General features: G+C 65.1%; 14 protein-coding genes. 10 read left to right on the top strand and 4 right to left on the bottom strand.

Annotation, left to right across the window (positions count from 1 at the left end; genetic code table 11):
• Window positions 1-4: 4 nt before the first annotated feature.
• Window positions 5-1,393 carry an FAD-dependent oxidoreductase gene (locus BN2156_RS12395; protein ID WP_090515836.1) on the bottom strand — a complete coding sequence of 463 codons (1,389 nt, stop codon included), beginning with the start codon at window positions 1,391-1,393 and terminating at the stop codon, window positions 5-7.
• A 306-nt stretch (window positions 1,394-1,699) separates the two neighbouring features.
• Here BN2156_RS12395 and BN2156_RS12390 point away from each other — a divergent pair, with 306 nt between their 5' ends.
• Window positions 1,700-3,007 (top strand): AurF N-oxygenase family protein, encoded by a 1,308-nt coding sequence (locus tag BN2156_RS12390; RefSeq protein ID WP_090514041.1) that lies wholly within the window; start codon window positions 1,700-1,702, stop codon window positions 3,005-3,007.
• Window positions 3,008-3,067: 60 nt separating this feature from the next.
• Here the strand turns inward: BN2156_RS12390 and BN2156_RS12385 are convergent, their stop codons facing one another.
• Window positions 3,068-3,901 (bottom strand): class I SAM-dependent methyltransferase, encoded by an 834-nt coding sequence (locus tag BN2156_RS12385; RefSeq protein ID WP_090514038.1) that lies wholly within the window; start codon window positions 3,899-3,901, stop codon window positions 3,068-3,070.
• A 155-nt stretch (window positions 3,902-4,056) separates the two neighbouring features.
• On the opposite strand from BN2156_RS12385, the gene BN2156_RS12380 reads away from it, so the two are divergent.
• From BN2156_RS12380 to BN2156_RS12350, 7 genes are all read left to right on the top strand, one after another.
• The gene (locus BN2156_RS12380; RefSeq protein ID WP_090514035.1) at window positions 4,057-5,526 is read left to right on the top strand and encodes an amino acid permease; all 1,470 of its coding nucleotides are present in this window, start codon (window positions 4,057-4,059) and stop codon (window positions 5,524-5,526) included.
• A gap of 249 nt (window positions 5,527-5,775) precedes the next feature.
• Window positions 5,776-6,942, top strand: a complete 1,167-nt coding sequence (locus BN2156_RS12375) for an alkane 1-monooxygenase (RefSeq protein WP_276021563.1) — start codon at window positions 5,776-5,778, stop codon at window positions 6,940-6,942.
• The gene (locus BN2156_RS12370; RefSeq protein WP_090514030.1) at window positions 6,939-7,112 is read left to right on the top strand and encodes a rubredoxin; all 174 of its coding nucleotides are present in this window, start codon (window positions 6,939-6,941) and stop codon (window positions 7,110-7,112) included. Before BN2156_RS12375 ends, BN2156_RS12370 begins: the two co-directional genes overlap by 4 nt.
• A complete protein-coding gene (locus BN2156_RS12365; protein ID WP_090514027.1) occupies window positions 7,109-7,294 on the top strand; it encodes a rubredoxin in 186 nt (61 codons plus the stop codon). Before BN2156_RS12370 ends, BN2156_RS12365 begins: the two co-directional genes overlap by 4 nt.
• A gap of 53 nt (window positions 7,295-7,347) precedes the next feature.
• Window positions 7,348-7,971 (top strand): TetR family transcriptional regulator AlkX, encoded by a 624-nt coding sequence (gene alkX, locus BN2156_RS12360; RefSeq protein ID WP_090514024.1) that lies wholly within the window; start codon window positions 7,348-7,350, stop codon window positions 7,969-7,971.
• Between the two features lie 138 nt (window positions 7,972-8,109).
• Window positions 8,110-9,570 (top strand): adenosylhomocysteinase, encoded by a 1,461-nt coding sequence (ahcY, locus tag BN2156_RS12355; RefSeq protein ID WP_090514021.1) that lies wholly within the window; start codon window positions 8,110-8,112, stop codon window positions 9,568-9,570.
• 200 nt (window positions 9,571-9,770) lie between these two features.
• Window positions 9,771-11,018 carry a lipase family protein gene (locus BN2156_RS12350; protein WP_456152353.1) on the top strand — a complete coding sequence of 416 codons (1,248 nt, stop codon included), beginning with the start codon at window positions 9,771-9,773 and terminating at the stop codon, window positions 11,016-11,018.
• 68 nt (window positions 11,019-11,086) lie between these two features.
• On the opposite strand, the gene gjpA is transcribed toward BN2156_RS12350, so the two are convergent.
• Together gjpA and BN2156_RS12340 are read right to left on the bottom strand one after the other, a co-directional pair.
• A complete protein-coding gene (gene gjpA / locus BN2156_RS12345; RefSeq protein ID WP_090514016.1) occupies window positions 11,087-12,853 on the bottom strand; it encodes an outer membrane porin GjpA in 1,767 nt (588 codons plus the stop codon).
• Window positions 12,854-13,360: 507 nt separating this feature from the next.
• Complete coding sequence (locus tag BN2156_RS12340) at window positions 13,361-15,208, bottom strand: fatty acyl-AMP ligase (RefSeq protein ID WP_090514013.1); 1,848 nt, start codon at window positions 15,206-15,208, stop codon at window positions 13,361-13,363.
• Between the two features lie 192 nt (window positions 15,209-15,400).
• Here BN2156_RS12340 and BN2156_RS12335 point away from each other — a divergent pair, with 192 nt between their 5' ends.
• Window positions 15,401-16,075, top strand: coding sequence for a phosphatidylglycerol lysyltransferase domain-containing protein (locus BN2156_RS12335; RefSeq protein ID WP_131725163.1), 675 nt, complete (start codon window positions 15,401-15,403; stop codon window positions 16,073-16,075).
• A gap of 37 nt (window positions 16,076-16,112) precedes the next feature.
• On the top strand, window positions 16,113-16,745 hold the full coding sequence (locus tag BN2156_RS12330; protein ID WP_090514007.1) for a dTMP kinase: 633 nt from the start codon (window positions 16,113-16,115) through the stop codon (window positions 16,743-16,745).
• Window positions 16,746-16,776 lie beyond the last annotated feature (31 nt).

The raw sequence follows: 16,776 nt of genomic DNA, 5'->3' as shown, positions 1-16,776 counted from the left end.
CTGATCAGCTTCGGGCGGTGACCGACGCCTCGGAGCGGTTGGGACGCCGGCGGCGTTCGGCCAGCCAAGCCTTGATGTTGTGGCGGATCGCTCGTCCGACGATCCGGGGCGGTGGAGTCAGCCACAGGCTGTCGAGCATGCTCGTTCGCCGCAGAAACCACTCGGCCAGAACGGGATCTGTCTCGGCTGCCCCCAAGAATTGGTCGAAGAGACCGAAGAGCGGGCCGAACCAGAAGGCTTTGTCGCCCTCCGCCCCGTGCTTCACCTGATCGGCAACCGAATTCATCGTCCACACCGGGTAGGTGGTTCTGGCGGTTCGCCGTGCCAGCCGGGGGATCAGGTCCTGGGTTCCTTCGGAGAGCACCTGACGCAGGTTGGCCGCCTGGACGGTCGACATGGTCACGCCCTGTCCGTACGTCGGATTCAGGCTCACCACCGCATCGCCGAACGGGAAAATCCCGTCCGGGAACCGGTCCAGCTTGTCGTAGCGCCGCCACTTGCTGACCGGGTAGCGGTGAAAGTTCATCTCGCCCACCGCTTCACCGGCACGCAGCGCGGCGGCAAGGTGCGGTGGCAGGGCGGTGCCGCCCAGTTCTTTGATGCCGGCGAAATCGCTGGGCGGCTCGGCCTTGGCGACACCGAACGCGGTTACTGTCCAGATACCGTCCTCGTGGAACAACATGCCCATACCGAGGCCGCTGTCGTGCGCCGCACTGACGACGACCATCTTCTCGCTGATGAGCTCTGCGGGGATATGGACGCGCTGTGACGCGTAGGTGACCCCGATTTTGATCGATTCCTCGGGCGGTCGCTCGTAGCCCCACTGTTCCAACCACACCGGTAAGCGACTGCCGCGTCCCGAGGCGTCGACCACCATGTCGGCCGCAATCTCTTCACCGTCGTCGAGCAAGAGCCCGGTGACCCGTTGGGTCGCGGGATCGAACTGCGGTTCGCTCACTCCTCGTCGGAGGATCTGCACGTTGGGCAAGGCCGACACCCGCCGGCGAATCTGCCATTCGAGCTGTCCGCGGCTGGGGACGTAGGCGGTGAAGTTGGACTCGCGGGTCTGTCCGGTACCGAGCAGGTGGCCGCCTGCCTCGAAGTGGATGGAGGAAGGTCGGTTCTCCACCACCGGCACGTTCGCGGCCACCATATCGTCGAGCAAACCCGGGAAAAGCGCCTCCAGCTCGTCGGCCCCGCGAGCCATCAGGAGGTGCACATGCTGGCCCTGCGGGATCGCACTGCGGTTGACCGGCTGATCGGGCAGCTCGTCACGTTCGTAGAGGGTCACGTCGGCGAAATGATCGGCGAGCACCCGCGCGGCGCATAGCCCGGCGATGCTCCCTCCGACGACGACGGCATGGTTGGTGGGGCGTGTGGATGTGCTGAGCATATGGCCGCCACGGTACTGCGAACGCAGCATGCACCGGGTCAGAATAAGAAGGAACGTCAATTGTAACGGTAGGCGACACCGCCCCGATTGGTGTGCGTGGGCTACTGCGTGACCGGGCGTTCGACGTTTGCTCGTGCCGGGTGGCGACGCGGTGATCCCGGCCAGGCGGCGACGCGGGACATTGCCCGACACGGCCTGCCTAACGAAGTTGCAACAACTCATGGCACAATCCCGTGGCTGGAGGCGTGATACAGCTCTCAGGTTGATACCCTCTGCAAGGAAACTCACACGTCAACGGATGGGGCAATGACAACGGTCAGCGACGCGGACGGCACGGCAACGGGGGACCTCTACTTCGACAGGGTGGAGGCCCTCTCTCGTGCGACGGTCCGTCGACGCTTCGATCCCCACGTTGACATCGACTGGGACGCACCCGAAAACGCGTTGGCGGACGACGATCCGCGATGGCAGCTCGATCCCGAAAGCGCCCCGCTGGCGGCGACGGAATGGTATGCCCAACAGCCTTTGCAGCGCCGTATCGACATGGGGCGCTGGATAACCGCGAACACCCTCAAGGTCACGCTTCAATTCGAAATGATGCTGATTCGCGGAGTGGTGCATTACGCCGGGAAATTGCCGAATGGTTCGCCGGTATTCCAGTATCTGCTCCACGAACTGATCGACGAGTGCAATCACATCCAGATGTTCCAGGAGTTCGTCAACCGTACCGGCGAGGATGTGCCAGGAATGCGGCGAGGCTCCCGGTTCATCGGGCCGATACTGGGCTTTATCGGCGGTTATGCCAACATCATTCACTTCATCGGAGTGCTGTGCGGTGAACAGCCGCTGCACTTCCAGCAGACCCTGCAGCACCGCGGCGCGGCCCATGTGCCGCCGCTGCTGAACAAGATCACCTATATCCATCTGGCGGAGGAGGCCCGCCACATTTCGTTTGCCGACGACCTTCTGGCCGAACGGATGAAAAGCGTCAGCCGGCGTAAGCGAGCGTGGTACGCAATTCTCTTCCCGTTTTTCCTGCGGTGGTTGATCGGCGAGATGATCGGGCCGCCACGCACTTTCGCGCGCGAGTTCGGGGTGCCACGGCGAGTCTTCAAGTCTGCGTTCTGGAGAAGCGCCCGGTCGCGTCAGATGATGGCCGAATCGGCCGCCGATGTCCGAAGAGTGGCCGAGGATCTGGGTCTGCGCACGGCATGGTCGCGGTGGATCTGGCGAATGCTGGGTATCGAAGGCCGGCTGCCGCGGTACCGCGGTGAGCCTGACCGGAGCCCGGCGATCGGACGCGTGGCCAAGCTGCCGCTGGCGTTGACGGCGCGCCTGATGGGTGTGGCGATCATGGCGGGCGTCGCGCTGCTGGCGACGCCGGACGGAGTGCGGATCATCGCGTGTGCGGCCGCGGGCGCGGGGGTGTGGGCCGCGTATCACACCTTCCGGGAACGCCGCGGCGGTGTGGTGGGGAACCAGCCGTTCGAGTGGCCGAGGCTTCTCGTGTGGGTTGTGGTGTGCGTGGCCATGATTCCCGCAGGTGGGCTGATCGGCCTCGCCCTGGTGGTGTTCATGATCCTGGCGCTCGCCGAATTCATGCCCACCCTCTGATCAGGAACCGCTGAACCCGACCAGGTCCGGCGCGCCGTCGTCGCCTTTGCGGTCCGACCGTCAGGCGGGCTTGTGGAACGTGTAAACCCGGTACTGAATCAGACCGAGCTTGGACAGCCACTTCATCCAGCGGGTGCCCACGATCATCGTCTTCTGGGCATCGGCCGACCCCTGCTCGCGAAAGAACTTGAGCAGGAACGGGTACGTCGGCAACGTGTTCTTACGGATGTTGCGCTTTGCCGAGAGCTCAAGCCCCGCGCGCTTGCCCATGGACTTGTAGCCCCGCAGGGGCACATTCCCCAGCGTTCCGTAGGACTTCGCGATCCGGGGACGGATCGCCATCCAGATCGGGGTCTTGCCGAAGAACATGAGGGTCGGCACGAAGTCGGACACCGCCAGGTACCCGCCCGGCTTGAGCACCCGGGCGGCTTCCGCCAGGAACTTCTCGCGCGAGGGGAAGTGGAAGATGCACTCGACGGCGAGCACGCGGTCGAAGGAGTTGTCCTCGAACGGCAGCTGGCACGCGTCGGCCTCGATCCAGCCGATCTTGTTGCCGTTGACCGGCTTGGTCTGGGCCTCGGCGGCCGCGAGCTGGCGTGGGTCGATATTCAGACCGGTGAGGTCCATGTCCGAGTACGTGGCGTTGATCTGCTGGATGGTTCCGCCGAACCCGCAGCCGGCGTCGAGCACCTTCTGCCCGTCGGCAACCTGTCCGGCCGCGAAAAGCACATGGTCCATCTGCTCCATCGCGGCGATGTAATCGGCCCGGGTGCCCTGGGCGGTCTTGGGGTCCTCCCAGTAGCCCCAGTGCACCTGGTTTTCCCACAGCTGGCCGGTTTCACCACCGTCCTGCCGTTCATCGATCAGCAGGTCAAAGTAGGGGAGCTCAGCCACGCGCGAACCGTATCACGATCAAAGCCAAGTGTGACGTACGCCCCACTCGCGCCGGATGGCACGGTTGAGCGGCAGTTTGAGAGTCCTACCCGCCTCTCCGCCACGGTGGTGGGAACATGGCGTGACCCCGGCCCCGATGAGAGGCGTCACCACATATGTCTGCCCTTCGGCGAATCAAATCTGTCGAGCAGTCGATTGCCGACACCGATGAACCGTCCACGCGGCTCCGCAAGGACCTCACGTGGTGGGACCTGACGGTATTCGGGGTGTCGGTCGTGATCGGCGCGGGCATCTTCACCATCACCGCTTCCACCGCCGGCAACCTGACCGGACCTGCCATCTCGATCGCCTTCGTGATCGCCGCCGTGGCGTGTGGTCTGGCCGCCCTGTGCTACGCCGAGTTCGCCTCGACCGTGCCGGTCGCCGGTAGCGCTTACACCTTTTCCTATGCCACCTTCGGTGAATTCGCGGCGTGGATCATCGGGTGGGATCTGATCCTGGAGTTCGCCGTGGCGTCCGCGGTGGTCGCCAAGGGATGGTCGAGCTACCTGGGGACGGTGTTCGGCTTCGGCGGTGGAATAGCGGACGTCGGCGGTCTGGCCGTCGACTGGGGTGCGTTGCTGATCATCGCGCTGGTGACGGTCCTGCTGGTGATCGGAACCAAGCTCTCGGCGCACTTCAGCCTGGCGATCACGATCATCAAGGTGTCGGTCGTGCTGTTGGTGGTGATCGTCGGCGCGTTCTACATCAAGGCGGCGAACTACACCCCGTTCATCCCGCCGAACGAGGCCGGTGAGGGCGCCAGCGGGGCCGACCAGTCGTTGTTCTCGTTGTTGACCGGGGCCGCGGGCAGCCACTACGGCTGGTACGGCGTGCTGGCCGGCGCCTCGATCGTGTTCTTCGCGTTCATCGGGTTCGACGTCGTCGCGACCACCGCCGAGGAGACCCGCGATCCGCAGCGCGATGTGCCGCGCGGCATCCTGGCCTCCCTGGGCATCGTCACTGTTCTCTATGTCGCGGTGTCGGTGGTGCTCTCGGGCATGGTGTCCTACACCGTGCTGCGGGACGCGCCCGACGGTCACGCCAACCTGGCCACGGCATTCGAGGCCAACGGGGTGCACTGGGCAGCGAAGGTCATCTCGATCGGGGCGCTCGCGGGCCTGACCACGGTGGTGATCGTGCTGATGCTCGGGCAGACCCGCGTGCTGTTCGCGATGTCGCGCGATGGTTTGTTACCGCGCCAGCTGGCCGTCACCGGAGGCCACGGCACGCCGGTGCGCATCACCGTGATCGTCGGTGTGCTGGTGGCCATCGCCGCCTCGGTGTTTCCGATGGGCCGGCTCGAGGAGATGGTCAACATCGGCACGCTGTTCGCCTTCGTGCTGGTCTCGGCCGGCGTCATCGCGCTGCGGCGGACTCGTCCCGACCTGCCGCGCGGATTTCGCGTGCCGTGGGTTCCGGTGTTGCCGATCGCCGCGATCCTGGCGTGCCTGTGGTTGATGCTGAACCTGACCGGGTTGACCTGGATCCGGTTCCTGATGTGGATGGCGATCGGCGTGGTCGTGTACATGCTCTACGGCCGTCGGCATTCGGTCCTGGCCAACCGAGACGTCGCCACGGTCTGAGGCGCCCTCGGCGTCTCTCGATCTCGGCTCAAATTTTTCCTCGCCCGTCCGCATTGTGACGCCGCACACCTGTTGTGCTTTACAAAACATCACTCTGTGTCTAGACAAGCGACATGCGCCTGCCTATAGTCAAGTCATTGCAGTGACAGCACTCACAGAAGGAGGCACATCGTGGTGGCGGAACTCTCGAACGGACCGGACGTGGCAGACGTCGGGCAATGGCGGGACAAGAAGCGGCACCTGTGGCTCATGGGGCTGATCGCCCCGACGGCGATCTTCGCGATGCTGCCGCTGGTGTGGGCGCTGAACCAGGCGGGCTGGCATGTCGCGGCGCAGGTGCCGCTGTGGATCGGCCCGATCCTGCTCTATGTTCTGTTGCCACTGCTGGACCTGCGGTTCGGCCCCGACGGGCAGAATCCGCCCGACGAGGTGATGGAGCGGCTGGAGAACGACAAGTACTACCGGTACTGCACCTACCTCTACATTCCGTTCCAGTACGCGAGTGTCGTGATGGGTGCATATCTGTTCACCGCATCGGACCTGAGCTGGCTCGGGTTCGACGGTGGGTTGGGCTGGCCGGCGAAGATCGGCATCGCACTGTCGGTGGGTGTGCTCGGAGGGGTGGGCATTAACACCGCACATGAGATGGGGCACAAGCGTGACTCGCTGGAGCGCTGGCTGTCCAAGATCACGCTGGCTCAGACCTGGTACGGCCACTTCTATATCGAGCACAACCGTGGGCACCACGTGCGGGTGGCCACCCCCGAGGATCCCGCGTCGGCCCGCTTCGGCGAAACCTTCTGGGAGTTCTTGCCGCGCAGCGTGTTCGGCAGCCTGCGCTCGTCGTGGGAGTTGGAAGCCCAGCGGTTGCGCCGGCAGGACCGCTCGCCGTGGCACTGGTCCAACGACGTGCTCAACGCGTGGGCGATGTCGGTGGTGTTCTGGGGCGCACTGATCGCGATCTTCGGCGCCGGTGTGATCCCGTTCATGCTGATCCAGGCGGTGTACGGGTTCAGCCTCCTGGAGTCGGTGAACTACCTCGAGCACTACGGTCTGCTCCGGCAGAAGATGTCCAGCGGCCGCTACGAGCGCTGCGCGCCGGTGCACAGCTGGAACTCCGACCACATCGTGACCAACCTGTTCCTCTATCACCTGCAGCGTCACAGCGATCACCACGCCAATCCGACACGCCGGTATCAGACGCTGCGCAGCATCGACGGTGCGCCCAACCTGCCCAGCGGGTATGCGTCGCTGATCGGGCTCACGTACCTGCCGCCGTTGTGGCGCAAGGTGATGGACCACCGGGTGCTGGAGCACTACGACGGCGACATCACCAAGGTCAACATCCAGCCGCGGCTGCGGGCGAAGGTCTTGGCCCGGTACGGGGCTTCGGAGCAGGCGGAGGGCTTGGCATGAGCGCCTACCGGTGTCCCGGGTGCGGCTACATCTACGACGAGATCAAAGGTGCTCCGCGCGAAGGGTTTCCGGCCGGAACCTGCTGGGACGACGTACCTGACGACTGGTGCTGCCCCGACTGTGCGGTGCGGGAGAAGGTCGATTTCGATTCGATAGGAGTAACGACATGACCGACGAGTTCAAGTTGTTCGTCTGCGTGCAGTGCGGTTTTGAGTACGACGAGGCCAAAGGCTGGCCCGAGGACGGCATCGCCCCGGGCACGCGCTGGGACGACATCCCCGAGGACTGGAGCTGCCCGGACTGCGGCGCGGCGAAGGCCGATTTCGACATGGTTGAGGTCGTGCGGCCTTGACGGCTTCGTGCGACGCGCTCGAAAGCGGACCGGAAAGCGATATTGTCGCCCGTGTGAGTCGGCCGCGAGAAAAGCAACGCATCCCGTATGCGGAGGCGTCGCGAGTGCTGCTGCGCGATTCGATTCTCGACGGAATGCGCGAGCTGCTGCTCACCCGCGACTGGTCCGCCATCACGCTGTCGCACGTGGCGCAGGTCGCGGGTATCAGCCGCCAGACGATCTACAACGAGTTCGGTTCGCGCCAGGGCCTGGCCGAGGGATACGCCATGCGCCTGGCGGACCGCCTCGTCGACGCGGTCGACGAGGCCATCAACAACAACGTGGGCGAAGTGCACGCGGCGTTCTTGGAAGGCTTCCGGGCGTTCTTCCTCGAATCCGCCGCCGATCCGCTGGTGATCTCATTGCTCACCGGCGCCTCCAAGCCGGATCTGCTGCAGATCATCACCACCGGTAGCGGGCCGATCATCACTCGGTGTTCGGCCCGGCTCACCGGAACCTTCCAGAACAGCTGGATGAAAGCCAGCGATGAGGATGCGGGGGTGCTGGCCCGGGCGATCGTGCGGCTGGCGATGAGCTACGTGTCGATGCCACCTGAAGCGGACCATGATGTGGCCGGTGACCTGGCCCGACTCATGACGCCCTTCGCCGAGCGCTACGGTGTCATAGATACCCCCTAGCTGTCAGAGCGCCGCCGCTGTCACAAAACGCATGAGCGCCTGTCCCGCGAGCCCGCAGGCTAGAGGTATCTGCATGTGGCGTCGCCGTACGGCGCACCCGTGCGACGGCAAGCAATCACGACTGAAAGAGGGCTCTACATGACCGAGTTGAAGGCGGACAGTCTCAACGGTATTGACTTCAAGGTGGCCGACCTGTCGCTGGCCGAGTTCGGCCGCAAGGAGATCCGCCTGGCCGAGCACGAGATGCCAGGCCTGATGGCGTTGCGTCGCGAGTACCACGACGTACAGCCGCTCAAGGGCGCACGTATCTCCGGCTCGCTGCACATGACCGTGCAGACCGCGGTGCTGATCGAGACGCTGGTGGCTCTCGGTGCCGAGGTCCGTTGGGCCTCCTGCAACATCTTCTCCACCCAGGATCACGCCGCGGCGGCCATTGTCGTCGGCCCGAACGGCACCCCCGAAGAGCCCAAGGGCACCCCGGTCTTCGCGTGGAAGGGCGAGACGCTGGAGGAGTACTGGTGGGCCGCCGAGCAGATGCTCACCTGGGAGGGCGAGCCGGCGAACATGATCCTCGACGACGGCGGCGACGCCACGATGATGGTGCTGCGCGGCGCGGAGTACGAGAAGGCCGGTGTCGTGCCGCCCGCCGAAGAAGACGACTCGGCCGAATGGAAGGTCTTCCTCGGCGTGCTGCGTGCGCGCTTCGAGTCGGAGAAGGACAAGTGGACCAAGATCGCCGAGTCGGTCAAGGGTGTCACCGAGGAGACCACCACCGGCGTGCTGCGGCTGTACCAGTTCGCCGCCGCGGGTGAGCTGGCGTTCCCGGCCATCAACGTCAACGACTCGGTCACCAAGAGCAAGTTCGACAACAAGTACGGCACCCGACACTCGCTGGTCGACGGCATCAACCGCGGCACCGACGCGCTGATCGGCGGCAAGAAGGTGCTGATCTGTGGTTACGGCGACGTGGGCAAGGGCTGCGCCGAGTCGCTGGCCGGTCAGGGTGCGCGCGTGCAGGTCACCGAGATCGACCCGATCAACGCCCTGCAGGCGCTGATGGATGGCTACGACGTGGTGACCGTCGACGAGGCGATCGGCAACGCCGACATCGTGGTGACCGCCACCGGCAACTTCGACATCATCCTGCTCGAGCACATGAAGGCGATGAAGGACCACGCGATCCTGGGCAACATCGGCCACTTCGACAACGAAATCGACATGGCGGCCCTGGAGCGCTCGGGCGCCACCCGGCTCAACATCAAGCCGCAGGTCGACCAGTGGACCTTCGGTGACACCGGCAAGTCGATCATCGTGCTGAGCGAGGGCCGTCTGCTCAACCTCGGAAACGCCACGGGCCACCCGTCATTCGTGATGAGCAATAGCTTCTCGAACCAGGTGATCGCCCAAATCGAGCTGTGGACCAAGAACGACGAGTACGACAACGAGGTCTACCGCCTGGCCAAGCATCTCGATGAGAAGGTGGCGCGCATCCACGTCGAGGCACTCGGCGGCACGCTGACCAAGCTCACCAAGGAGCAGGCTGAGTACATCGGCGTCGACGTCGAGGGTCCATACAAGCCGGAGCACTACCGCTACTGAGTCTCCTCTTCTGCGCGAGCAGTCGCAGAATCCCCCTTTTCCCTATGGAATTGGGGGATTTTGTGTCTGGTCGGCAGTACTAAGCGAAGTGCTCATGTCGGTATCCGACAATTGTCAGACACTGACTGTTATTGTTCCGCCTCGTGGGTCGGGTCTGGGGGGTTCTGTGTGTCTTGTTGCTGCTCGGAAGTGTCGGCGTGGTGCCGGCACAGGCCGATCCGTCGAATGACGGGCATGACCCGATCTTCAACGAAGACGAGTACATCGAGTTCTACACGCCGCCGGACCTGCTGCCCGGGGCTCCGGGGGATCTGATCAAGTCCGAGCCCTCAAGGCTCGTGCTCGAACCGTCCGGTGAGCTCGGCGCCATCGTCGCGGACGGAACGCGAATCATGTACCGCAGCACCGATGCTCGCGGCAACCCGATGGCGGTGACCGGCACGTACTTCGAGCCGCACAATGCCTGGCCGGGCAAGGGCCCGCGACCGTTGATCGTCTACGGCCCGGGCACCCAGGGCCAGGGGGACCAGTGCGCTCCGTCCCGGCAGTTCAATCAGGGCATCCACTGGTCGCCGTGGCTGGACGTCGCGTTCAACTACGAAGAGCTGTTCGTCGCGACCATGGTGGCCCGCGGATTCGCCATCGTGATGACCGACTATCAGGGGCTCGGTACACCCGGTCTGCACACGTATGTGAACCGGATCGCCGAGGGTAACGCCATGCTGGACGCCGGCCGGGCGGCGATGAAACTACCCGGCACCTCGCTGGATCCCCAAGGGCCGGTGGCATTTTGGGGCTATTCGCAAGGCGGCGGCGCCGCGGCGTCCGCTGCCGAGCTGGCCCCGTCGTACGCACCGGACCTACACGTGGTGGGCACGTACGCGGGTGCGCCGCCGGCCGATCTCAAAGAACTGTTCCCCTACGCCGACGGCAGCGCACTGGTCGGGGTGGTGGGTTACGCGTTGAACTCCGTGATCACCACATATCCGGAATTCGAGGACGTCATCCGCTCGAAGCTCACGCCGCGCGGAGCGGACCTGCTGCAGAAGGTTCAAGACCAGTGCGTCGCAGAGACGATCACCAAGTTCATGTTTCGCCACCTGCAGCCCTACTTCACCGTCGACATCCATCAGGCGGTGAATGAGGAGCCGTTCAGCACGCTGTTCGACATGCAGAAGATCGGTCGCTACAAACCGAACGCGCCGGTGCTGGTCCTCAGCAACCGGTACGACCCGCTGGTGCCGTGGACGGCGGCCAACCAGCTCGGCCGGGACTGGTGTGACAAGGGCGCCGATGTCCAGTTCTGGACGAACGAGGAGCCGCCGTTCCTGAACAAGTTGGTGATCAACCACGCACTGCCGATGCTCGTCGACGGGGAGCGCGGCATGCAATGGATTGCCGACCGCTTCAACGGATTACCGACCACGCCCAACTGCGGCGAGTTCTAGCGCACCGGCAGAACCGAAACGCGGTGGGCCCCTCCGCGGAGCGGCCCACCGGCGTGCCACTGGCTCGGTTAGTCCTTGTTGGTGTCCTTGGTGGTCTTGTCCTTCGTCGCCTTGGCCTTCACCTTGGCCTTGGTCTTCGGCTTGGCCGAGCTGTCGGAGCTGGAGGTGCCGGAGCTGGAGGTGCCTGAGCTCGAATCGGTTGAACCGGAGTTGGATTCGCCGGTCACGCGGTCACTGACGCCGAATCCGCTGCGGGCGTTCTTGACTGCGTCCCTGATGCCCTGGGCCAGTTTGCGCTGGCTCTTGCCGAACGAGGTGTCGGGTCGGCTGGTCGGCGGCTTCGGGAGCACCTGGGGCTTCGGTGGCGTTGTGGTTCCGGCATTTTCGGCCGCACCCGCCGTCGACGCTTCCTCGGTATCGGCGGCCGGTGCCTTGACCGCGCTTTCGGATACGGACTCGGTCGCCGTGTCCGCATTCGGCAGCGTCACCGCCACCAGCTTGTTCGCGGTGGTGTGGGTGAGTTCGGTGGCCGCGGCCCCCTTGTCGGACACAGTGATGTCGTCAGTCGTGGCGGCGGCCGCGTCGTCGGCGACGGGCTCGGTAGCGGTGTCGATGCCCTGCAATTTCTTGACGATGTCGTTGACGGCAGCGGTTTTCAACATGTCGCGAAGCTTGGTGACACCGGCGCCCTCGGCGATGTCGGAGAAGATGTCGCCCGTCGCCAGCGGCTGCAGCCCGAACAACGGCGGCTTGGGTGCGGGCGCATTTCCCTTGCCGTCCCAGTCATCCCAGCCGCTGCCCAGCAGCACGCCGACCGTCTGCGACAGGCCCTGCAAGGCGCCGATCGGACCGACCGCCTCGCCCTTGACCGAGATGGGCAGGGCGCCGAGCTTGATGTCCATGCCGATGCTGTTGAAGATCGAGCCGCCGACCGAGGGGATGGTTACCTTGTTGCCCTCCTCGTCGGTGTACTCGTAGGTGCTCCGATCCGTGGAGCCGGGGGTGAGCAGACCACCGAAGGCGATGTTGAGCCCGGCGATGGTGACGCTGTCGTTGATCAGGCCCGCGTCGTTGATCATCGGTGCCAGCGCATCGAGATTCAGATTGGCACCGTTGAGGAAGGCGTCGACCATGCCGGCCGGGACCCCCAGCAAGCTGGAGAGTGCCGTCGTCGAATCACCGGCCTGGAGGGCGTTCGAGATCGCCACGGCACTGTTGATCAGAGCCACTGCCGGGCTGATCACCGGGCCGACGGATCCGATGAGGACGCCGCTCAGCGGCGAGGCCAAGACACTCATCACCGCCGAGAAGGTGTCGACGTCGACGCCTTCGGCCAGGAAGCCCGGGAACAGGTCGAGCGCCATGCCATGCATGCCGCCAAGGGTGTGCTTGAGCACCGCATCCTTGGTCGCGTCGTCCGCACCGATCAGGGTGAGGCCCGTCGCCACCTTCATCACGTTCGCGGCGAACTGTTGTGATACGGCCTCGAAACTCGACGGATCTTCGAACAGCTGCTTGGCGTAGCCGAGCTGGTTGGCGATCGCCTGCTGCAGGCCGACGCCCGGCGCCAACAGGAAGTTGTCACCGAGGACCTTGCCACCGGCGGTGGCGGTGTCCAACGCCGCTTGCCACTGCGCGAAGGGGTCCCAACCCGCGGTGAGCCGGACCGCACCGGCCTGGATGTCCTGCTGAACACTGGCCGGGACGGGGGAGATCCCCGGCGCGGCGGCGATCATCCCGGCGGCGGCGACAACGACGCCGGCGGCGGTGAGCCAGTGGCGGGCGACTTCTTGCTTTGCACCCACGGCGGTGTGGGGCTGAGCAGCGAGATGCACGGCATCTCCTTTCGAATCCGTAAATAACAGGGACAGACCATAGCTGGCGAAGTAGTTGAAAACGCAAGTTTTTGACAAAACTTGTAGTCACGACCAGGGATTTGCCCGCCCAGCAATCCGGGCCGGGTGCGATGTGGCCGATAGCGACCTGACCAGGTCTCGGTGGCAAATATTTAGAGTTCTTCTAATCTTCTGGCTGGGTATGGCCGCCGGGCCTCGGGCCTGGGCCGGTGCGCGTCCGGAACCTCGTCGGGGTAGGGTCGCAGCTGCCGGGCGGCGCCTGGCCGGTGGCTGATCTTGATTTCTCTTGATCAGCCATATGTGCTGTGCCGCAACGAATTACTGCAGTCGGTTCGGCATCGCTCGACAGTGCCCGGCAGGTGCCGCGGTTGGCCTCAGGGTGGTGGGCCGTATTGGGCCCGGTTGACCCGAGGCTGGGGATCCGATGCGGCGGCGGGTGGGGCGAAGGCCACAACGGCAAACAGCGATTAGCTAGGCTATCTGGCTTCAGGCACTGCCGACGGCCTGTTGGCGGGCGGCCTCCGCCTTGATCAGCTCTGCGATCTGAACCGCCGCCTCGAGCTCTCTGGCCTTGGCCAGGTCGTCGAGTGCCGAGGGTGTGCTCCAGTGCGCGACGGGCGTGATCTCGCCGTCGAGGAACTGCCGGCGGCATTGGCCCCGCTGGATCTTGCCGCTTGAGGTGGTCGGGATCGACAGGTGCCGCACCAGCAGAACGGAGTTCGGCTCGATTCCGTAGCGCTCGGTCACGGCGGTCCGGACCGCGGCGGCCATTCCGGCGAGGTCGACTGCCGGATCGCGCTGCTGATCCACCTCCTGCACGACCACCAACTGTTCGACCGCACCCAGACCCGGCGTGATCGCGAAGGTCGCACCGCGTCCGGACACGAGCGCCGGATGGCAGCCCTGCACCGTGCGTTCGATGTCGTTGGGGTAGTGGTTGCCGCCGCGGATGACGACCAGGTCCTTACAGCGCCCGGTGATGAACAGCTCACCCGAGCGGAGGAAGCCCAAGTCGCCGGTACGCAAGAACGGCCCGGCCGAAGCGTCAGGAAGAACTGCCGCGAACGTCTGTTCGGTCTCTTCGGGTCGGGCCCAGTATCCTTGGCCCACACTGGGTCCCGCGATCCAGATCTCACCGACCTCGTCGGCCTCGCACGGCCGGTGCGTGACCGGATCGACGATGACCACTCGTTGTCCGCCTCGAGGCTGACCGCACCCCACCACGGCCACGGCGGACGGATCGCCCGGCGCGGCATCGACGACTCGGTCGACTTGTAGTCCGGTGCGATCGATGTGCCGAACCACCGGCAGCGCGGAGTCCGAGCCGCCCGATACCAGCAGGGTGGCCTCCGCGAGGCCGTACACCGGACAGAACGCCTCCGGCCGGAAACCGGCCGGAGCGAAGGCCTCGGCGAACTGATGCAATGTTGCGGCCTGCACCGGCTCGGCGCCGTTCATGGCGGTGGCCAGGTTCGACAGATCCAGCGCCGCGCGCTCCTCTTCGGTGCTGTCTTCGACGCACCGCTCGTAGGCGAAATTCGGTGCGGCGGTGAAGGTTGCGCGGTGCCGCGACAGTGCTTCCAGCCACCGCATCGGGCGTTTGACGAATGACGATGGCGACATGAGATGGGTGGTGCACCCGACGTAGAGCATCGACAGGATCGCGCCGATCAGCCCCATGTCGTGATGCGACGGCAGCCAGAACACGCTGGTTGCGGTGTCGTCTCCGTGCCACACCTGACGGACCGACTCCATGTTGTGGAGAAGGTTCCGGTGGCTCAGGGCGACGCCCTTCGGTGTGGTGGTGGAGCCAGATGTGTACTGCACCATGGCGATTGCGTCCGGGTCCAGATCGGGTTGTACCCAGCGATCGGCCCGGCCTGCGCCTGCGTGCTCGTCGTCGGTGCGCACCCATTGCAGGTCACGGCCCTCGCCGAGCTCGTCGATCGCGGCTTTGATCTTCGCTTGGGTCTCGGCGGTGGCGAGGGCGAAACGAGCGTCTGCGTCGGGCACCACCGACGACAGCCGGGGCGCCAGCCGCTCGTGTACCGGCACGGCCACCGCGCCGGCGTAGATGCAGCCGAAGAAACCGGCGATCGAGTCCAGGCCAGGTCGGCACAGCACCAGGACGCGTTCACCGGCGGCGCCCAGTTGTTTCAGGGTGGACGCGATCGCCCGGGCCCGATGGTCCAGGTCTCGGTAGGTGAGCTCGGTGCGATTCACGTCGTCGCCGTCGTAGGAGAAGCTGAACGCCACCTTGTCGCGGTAGGTCTCGGCACGCTGCCGCAGCAGGTCCATCAAGGTGGTTGCGGCAAGGGCGGTGTCGTGGTTCATGCGCTGTCTCATCCGTCGGCGATCCCGGGCACCGAGCGACGGTACCCGAAGGAGATGCTAAGCATGGCTATCTTTGTGGAAGGGGCGCCCAGGTCGGCCAGCGAGCTCCGGCCATCGAGGAATCCCCACCAACGCCCGAACGGATATGTCGGACCCGATCGCTAGGTTTCGATCATGGTTTCCGGAAAAGACGTGTACGAGTTCGTCAAAACGGATTCGTCATTCACGATCGGTGTGTTCTCGTCATATCTCTGGATATGGCTACTCGTTGCCGGCGGGGGAGGCGAGAACGCCCGAAACGGACCGGTGAGTTGGGCATTCGGCCTGCTGGCCGATGTCGGCATTACGGTGCCGAATTGGATCAGGAACATACTGCTGTCACCACGCCCGGATCTGCTGCTGGTGATGTTTGTCGCCGCCCTGTGTTTGGCGTACTGCGCACATCTGATCCCTGTGGTTCTGGTTCTGGCGATGGAATGGCATTCGCCCACATCGGTTTGGTCGGCGTATGTGGCGTGTGTACTGGTTCTGGCGCTGGCGACCGCGGTTGTTGCGAAAGCGGGAGCCGATACCCTCGGCCCTGGTTACGCCGTCGTCGCGAAAGTGCTTGTTCCCGGATTCGCGACCGCTGCATTTCCGATTCTTTTGGTGCTGGGCATGTTCGAGAAATTCACGACGGCTCCGGCCGACGGGCCGACCCTTCCCCGAGATTGGCATTCGCTGAAATCGACGCCGGTCGACCGTCTCACCGCCGCGGACCTGGCCAGGGTTCTCCGTATCGCACGGGATGGCACGTACGTCATCCCGCCACAAGAATTGCCGCGAAACGGATTCAGCGCCCACCGGGTGATCGCCGATTCCGCTTGATGCTCGTGCGCTGCGGCGCACCAATTACTCTGCCACTGTGCTCATTGCGATCGAGGGTGTCGACGGTGCAGGCAAGCGGACGTTGACCAACGGCCTACGTGCGGCGTTCGAGGCCGATCGTAAGTCGGTCGGAAGCCTGGCGTTCCCGCGCTATCACCACTCGGTTCCCGCCGATCTGGCCGCCGAGGCGTTGCACGGGGCCCACGGGGATCTGGCCGGGTCGGTGCACGCGATGGCGGTGTTGTTCGCGCTGGACCGGGCCGGTGCGCGGGAGGAGATCGAGCACCTGCAGGGCGCCTATGACGTCGTCATCCTGGACCGCTACGTCGCCTCCAACGCCGCCTACAGCGCCGCCCGGCTGCATCAGGGCGCCGACGGTGAAGTGGTCTCCTGGGTGCGTGAGCTGGAGTTCGACCGCCTGAAACTGCCCAGGCCGGATTGGCAGGTGTTGCTCGACGTCCCGACCGAGCTGGCCGCCGCCCGGGCCGAGCACCGGGCCAACACCGAGGCCGACCGGGCCAAGGACGCCTACGAACGCGACGGCGGGTTGCAGCGGCGCACCGGCGAGGTCTATGCCGCGCTGGCGGCCGCCGACTGGTGCGGCCGATGGGCGCTGGCGGGCCCGGATGTGGACCCGGTCGTCCTGGCGGGGCGGCTAAGCAGCAGATAAAGCGGAGAAACCCGCGTGTGGTACCCCGGTT

The organism is Mycolicibacterium neworleansense (assembly GCF_001245615.1).
GTDB lineage: Bacteria > Actinomycetota > Actinomycetes > Mycobacteriales > Mycobacteriaceae > Mycobacterium > Mycobacterium neworleansense.
The sequence above is the reverse complement of the archived record's forward strand: the minus strand, read 5'-3'. Positions and strand labels throughout refer to the sequence as shown.

Bases quoted from the DNA above. Each gene is read 5' to 3' on its own strand.
- BN2156_RS12395 (WP_090515836.1), bottom strand. From the start codon at position 1,393: ATGCTCAGCACATCCACACGCCCCACCAACCATGCCGTCGTCGTCGGA.
- BN2156_RS12390 (WP_090514041.1), top strand. From the start codon at position 1,700: ATGACAACGGTCAGCGACGCGGACGGCACGGCAACGGGGGACCTCTAC.
- BN2156_RS12380 (WP_090514035.1), top strand. From the start codon at position 4,057: ATGTCTGCCCTTCGGCGAATCAAATCTGTCGAGCAGTCGATTGCCGAC.
- BN2156_RS12375 (WP_276021563.1), top strand. From the start codon at position 5,776: ATGGGGCTGATCGCCCCGACGGCGATCTTCGCGATGCTGCCGCTGGTG.
- BN2156_RS12370 (WP_090514030.1), top strand. From the start codon at position 6,939: ATGAGCGCCTACCGGTGTCCCGGGTGCGGCTACATCTACGACGAGATC.
- BN2156_RS12365 (WP_090514027.1), top strand. From the start codon at position 7,109: ATGACCGACGAGTTCAAGTTGTTCGTCTGCGTGCAGTGCGGTTTTGAG.
- ahcY (WP_090514021.1), top strand. From the start codon at position 8,110: ATGACCGAGTTGAAGGCGGACAGTCTCAACGGTATTGACTTCAAGGTG.
- BN2156_RS12340 (WP_090514013.1), bottom strand. From the start codon at position 15,208: ATGAACCACGACACCGCCCTTGCCGCAACCACCTTGATGGACCTGCTG.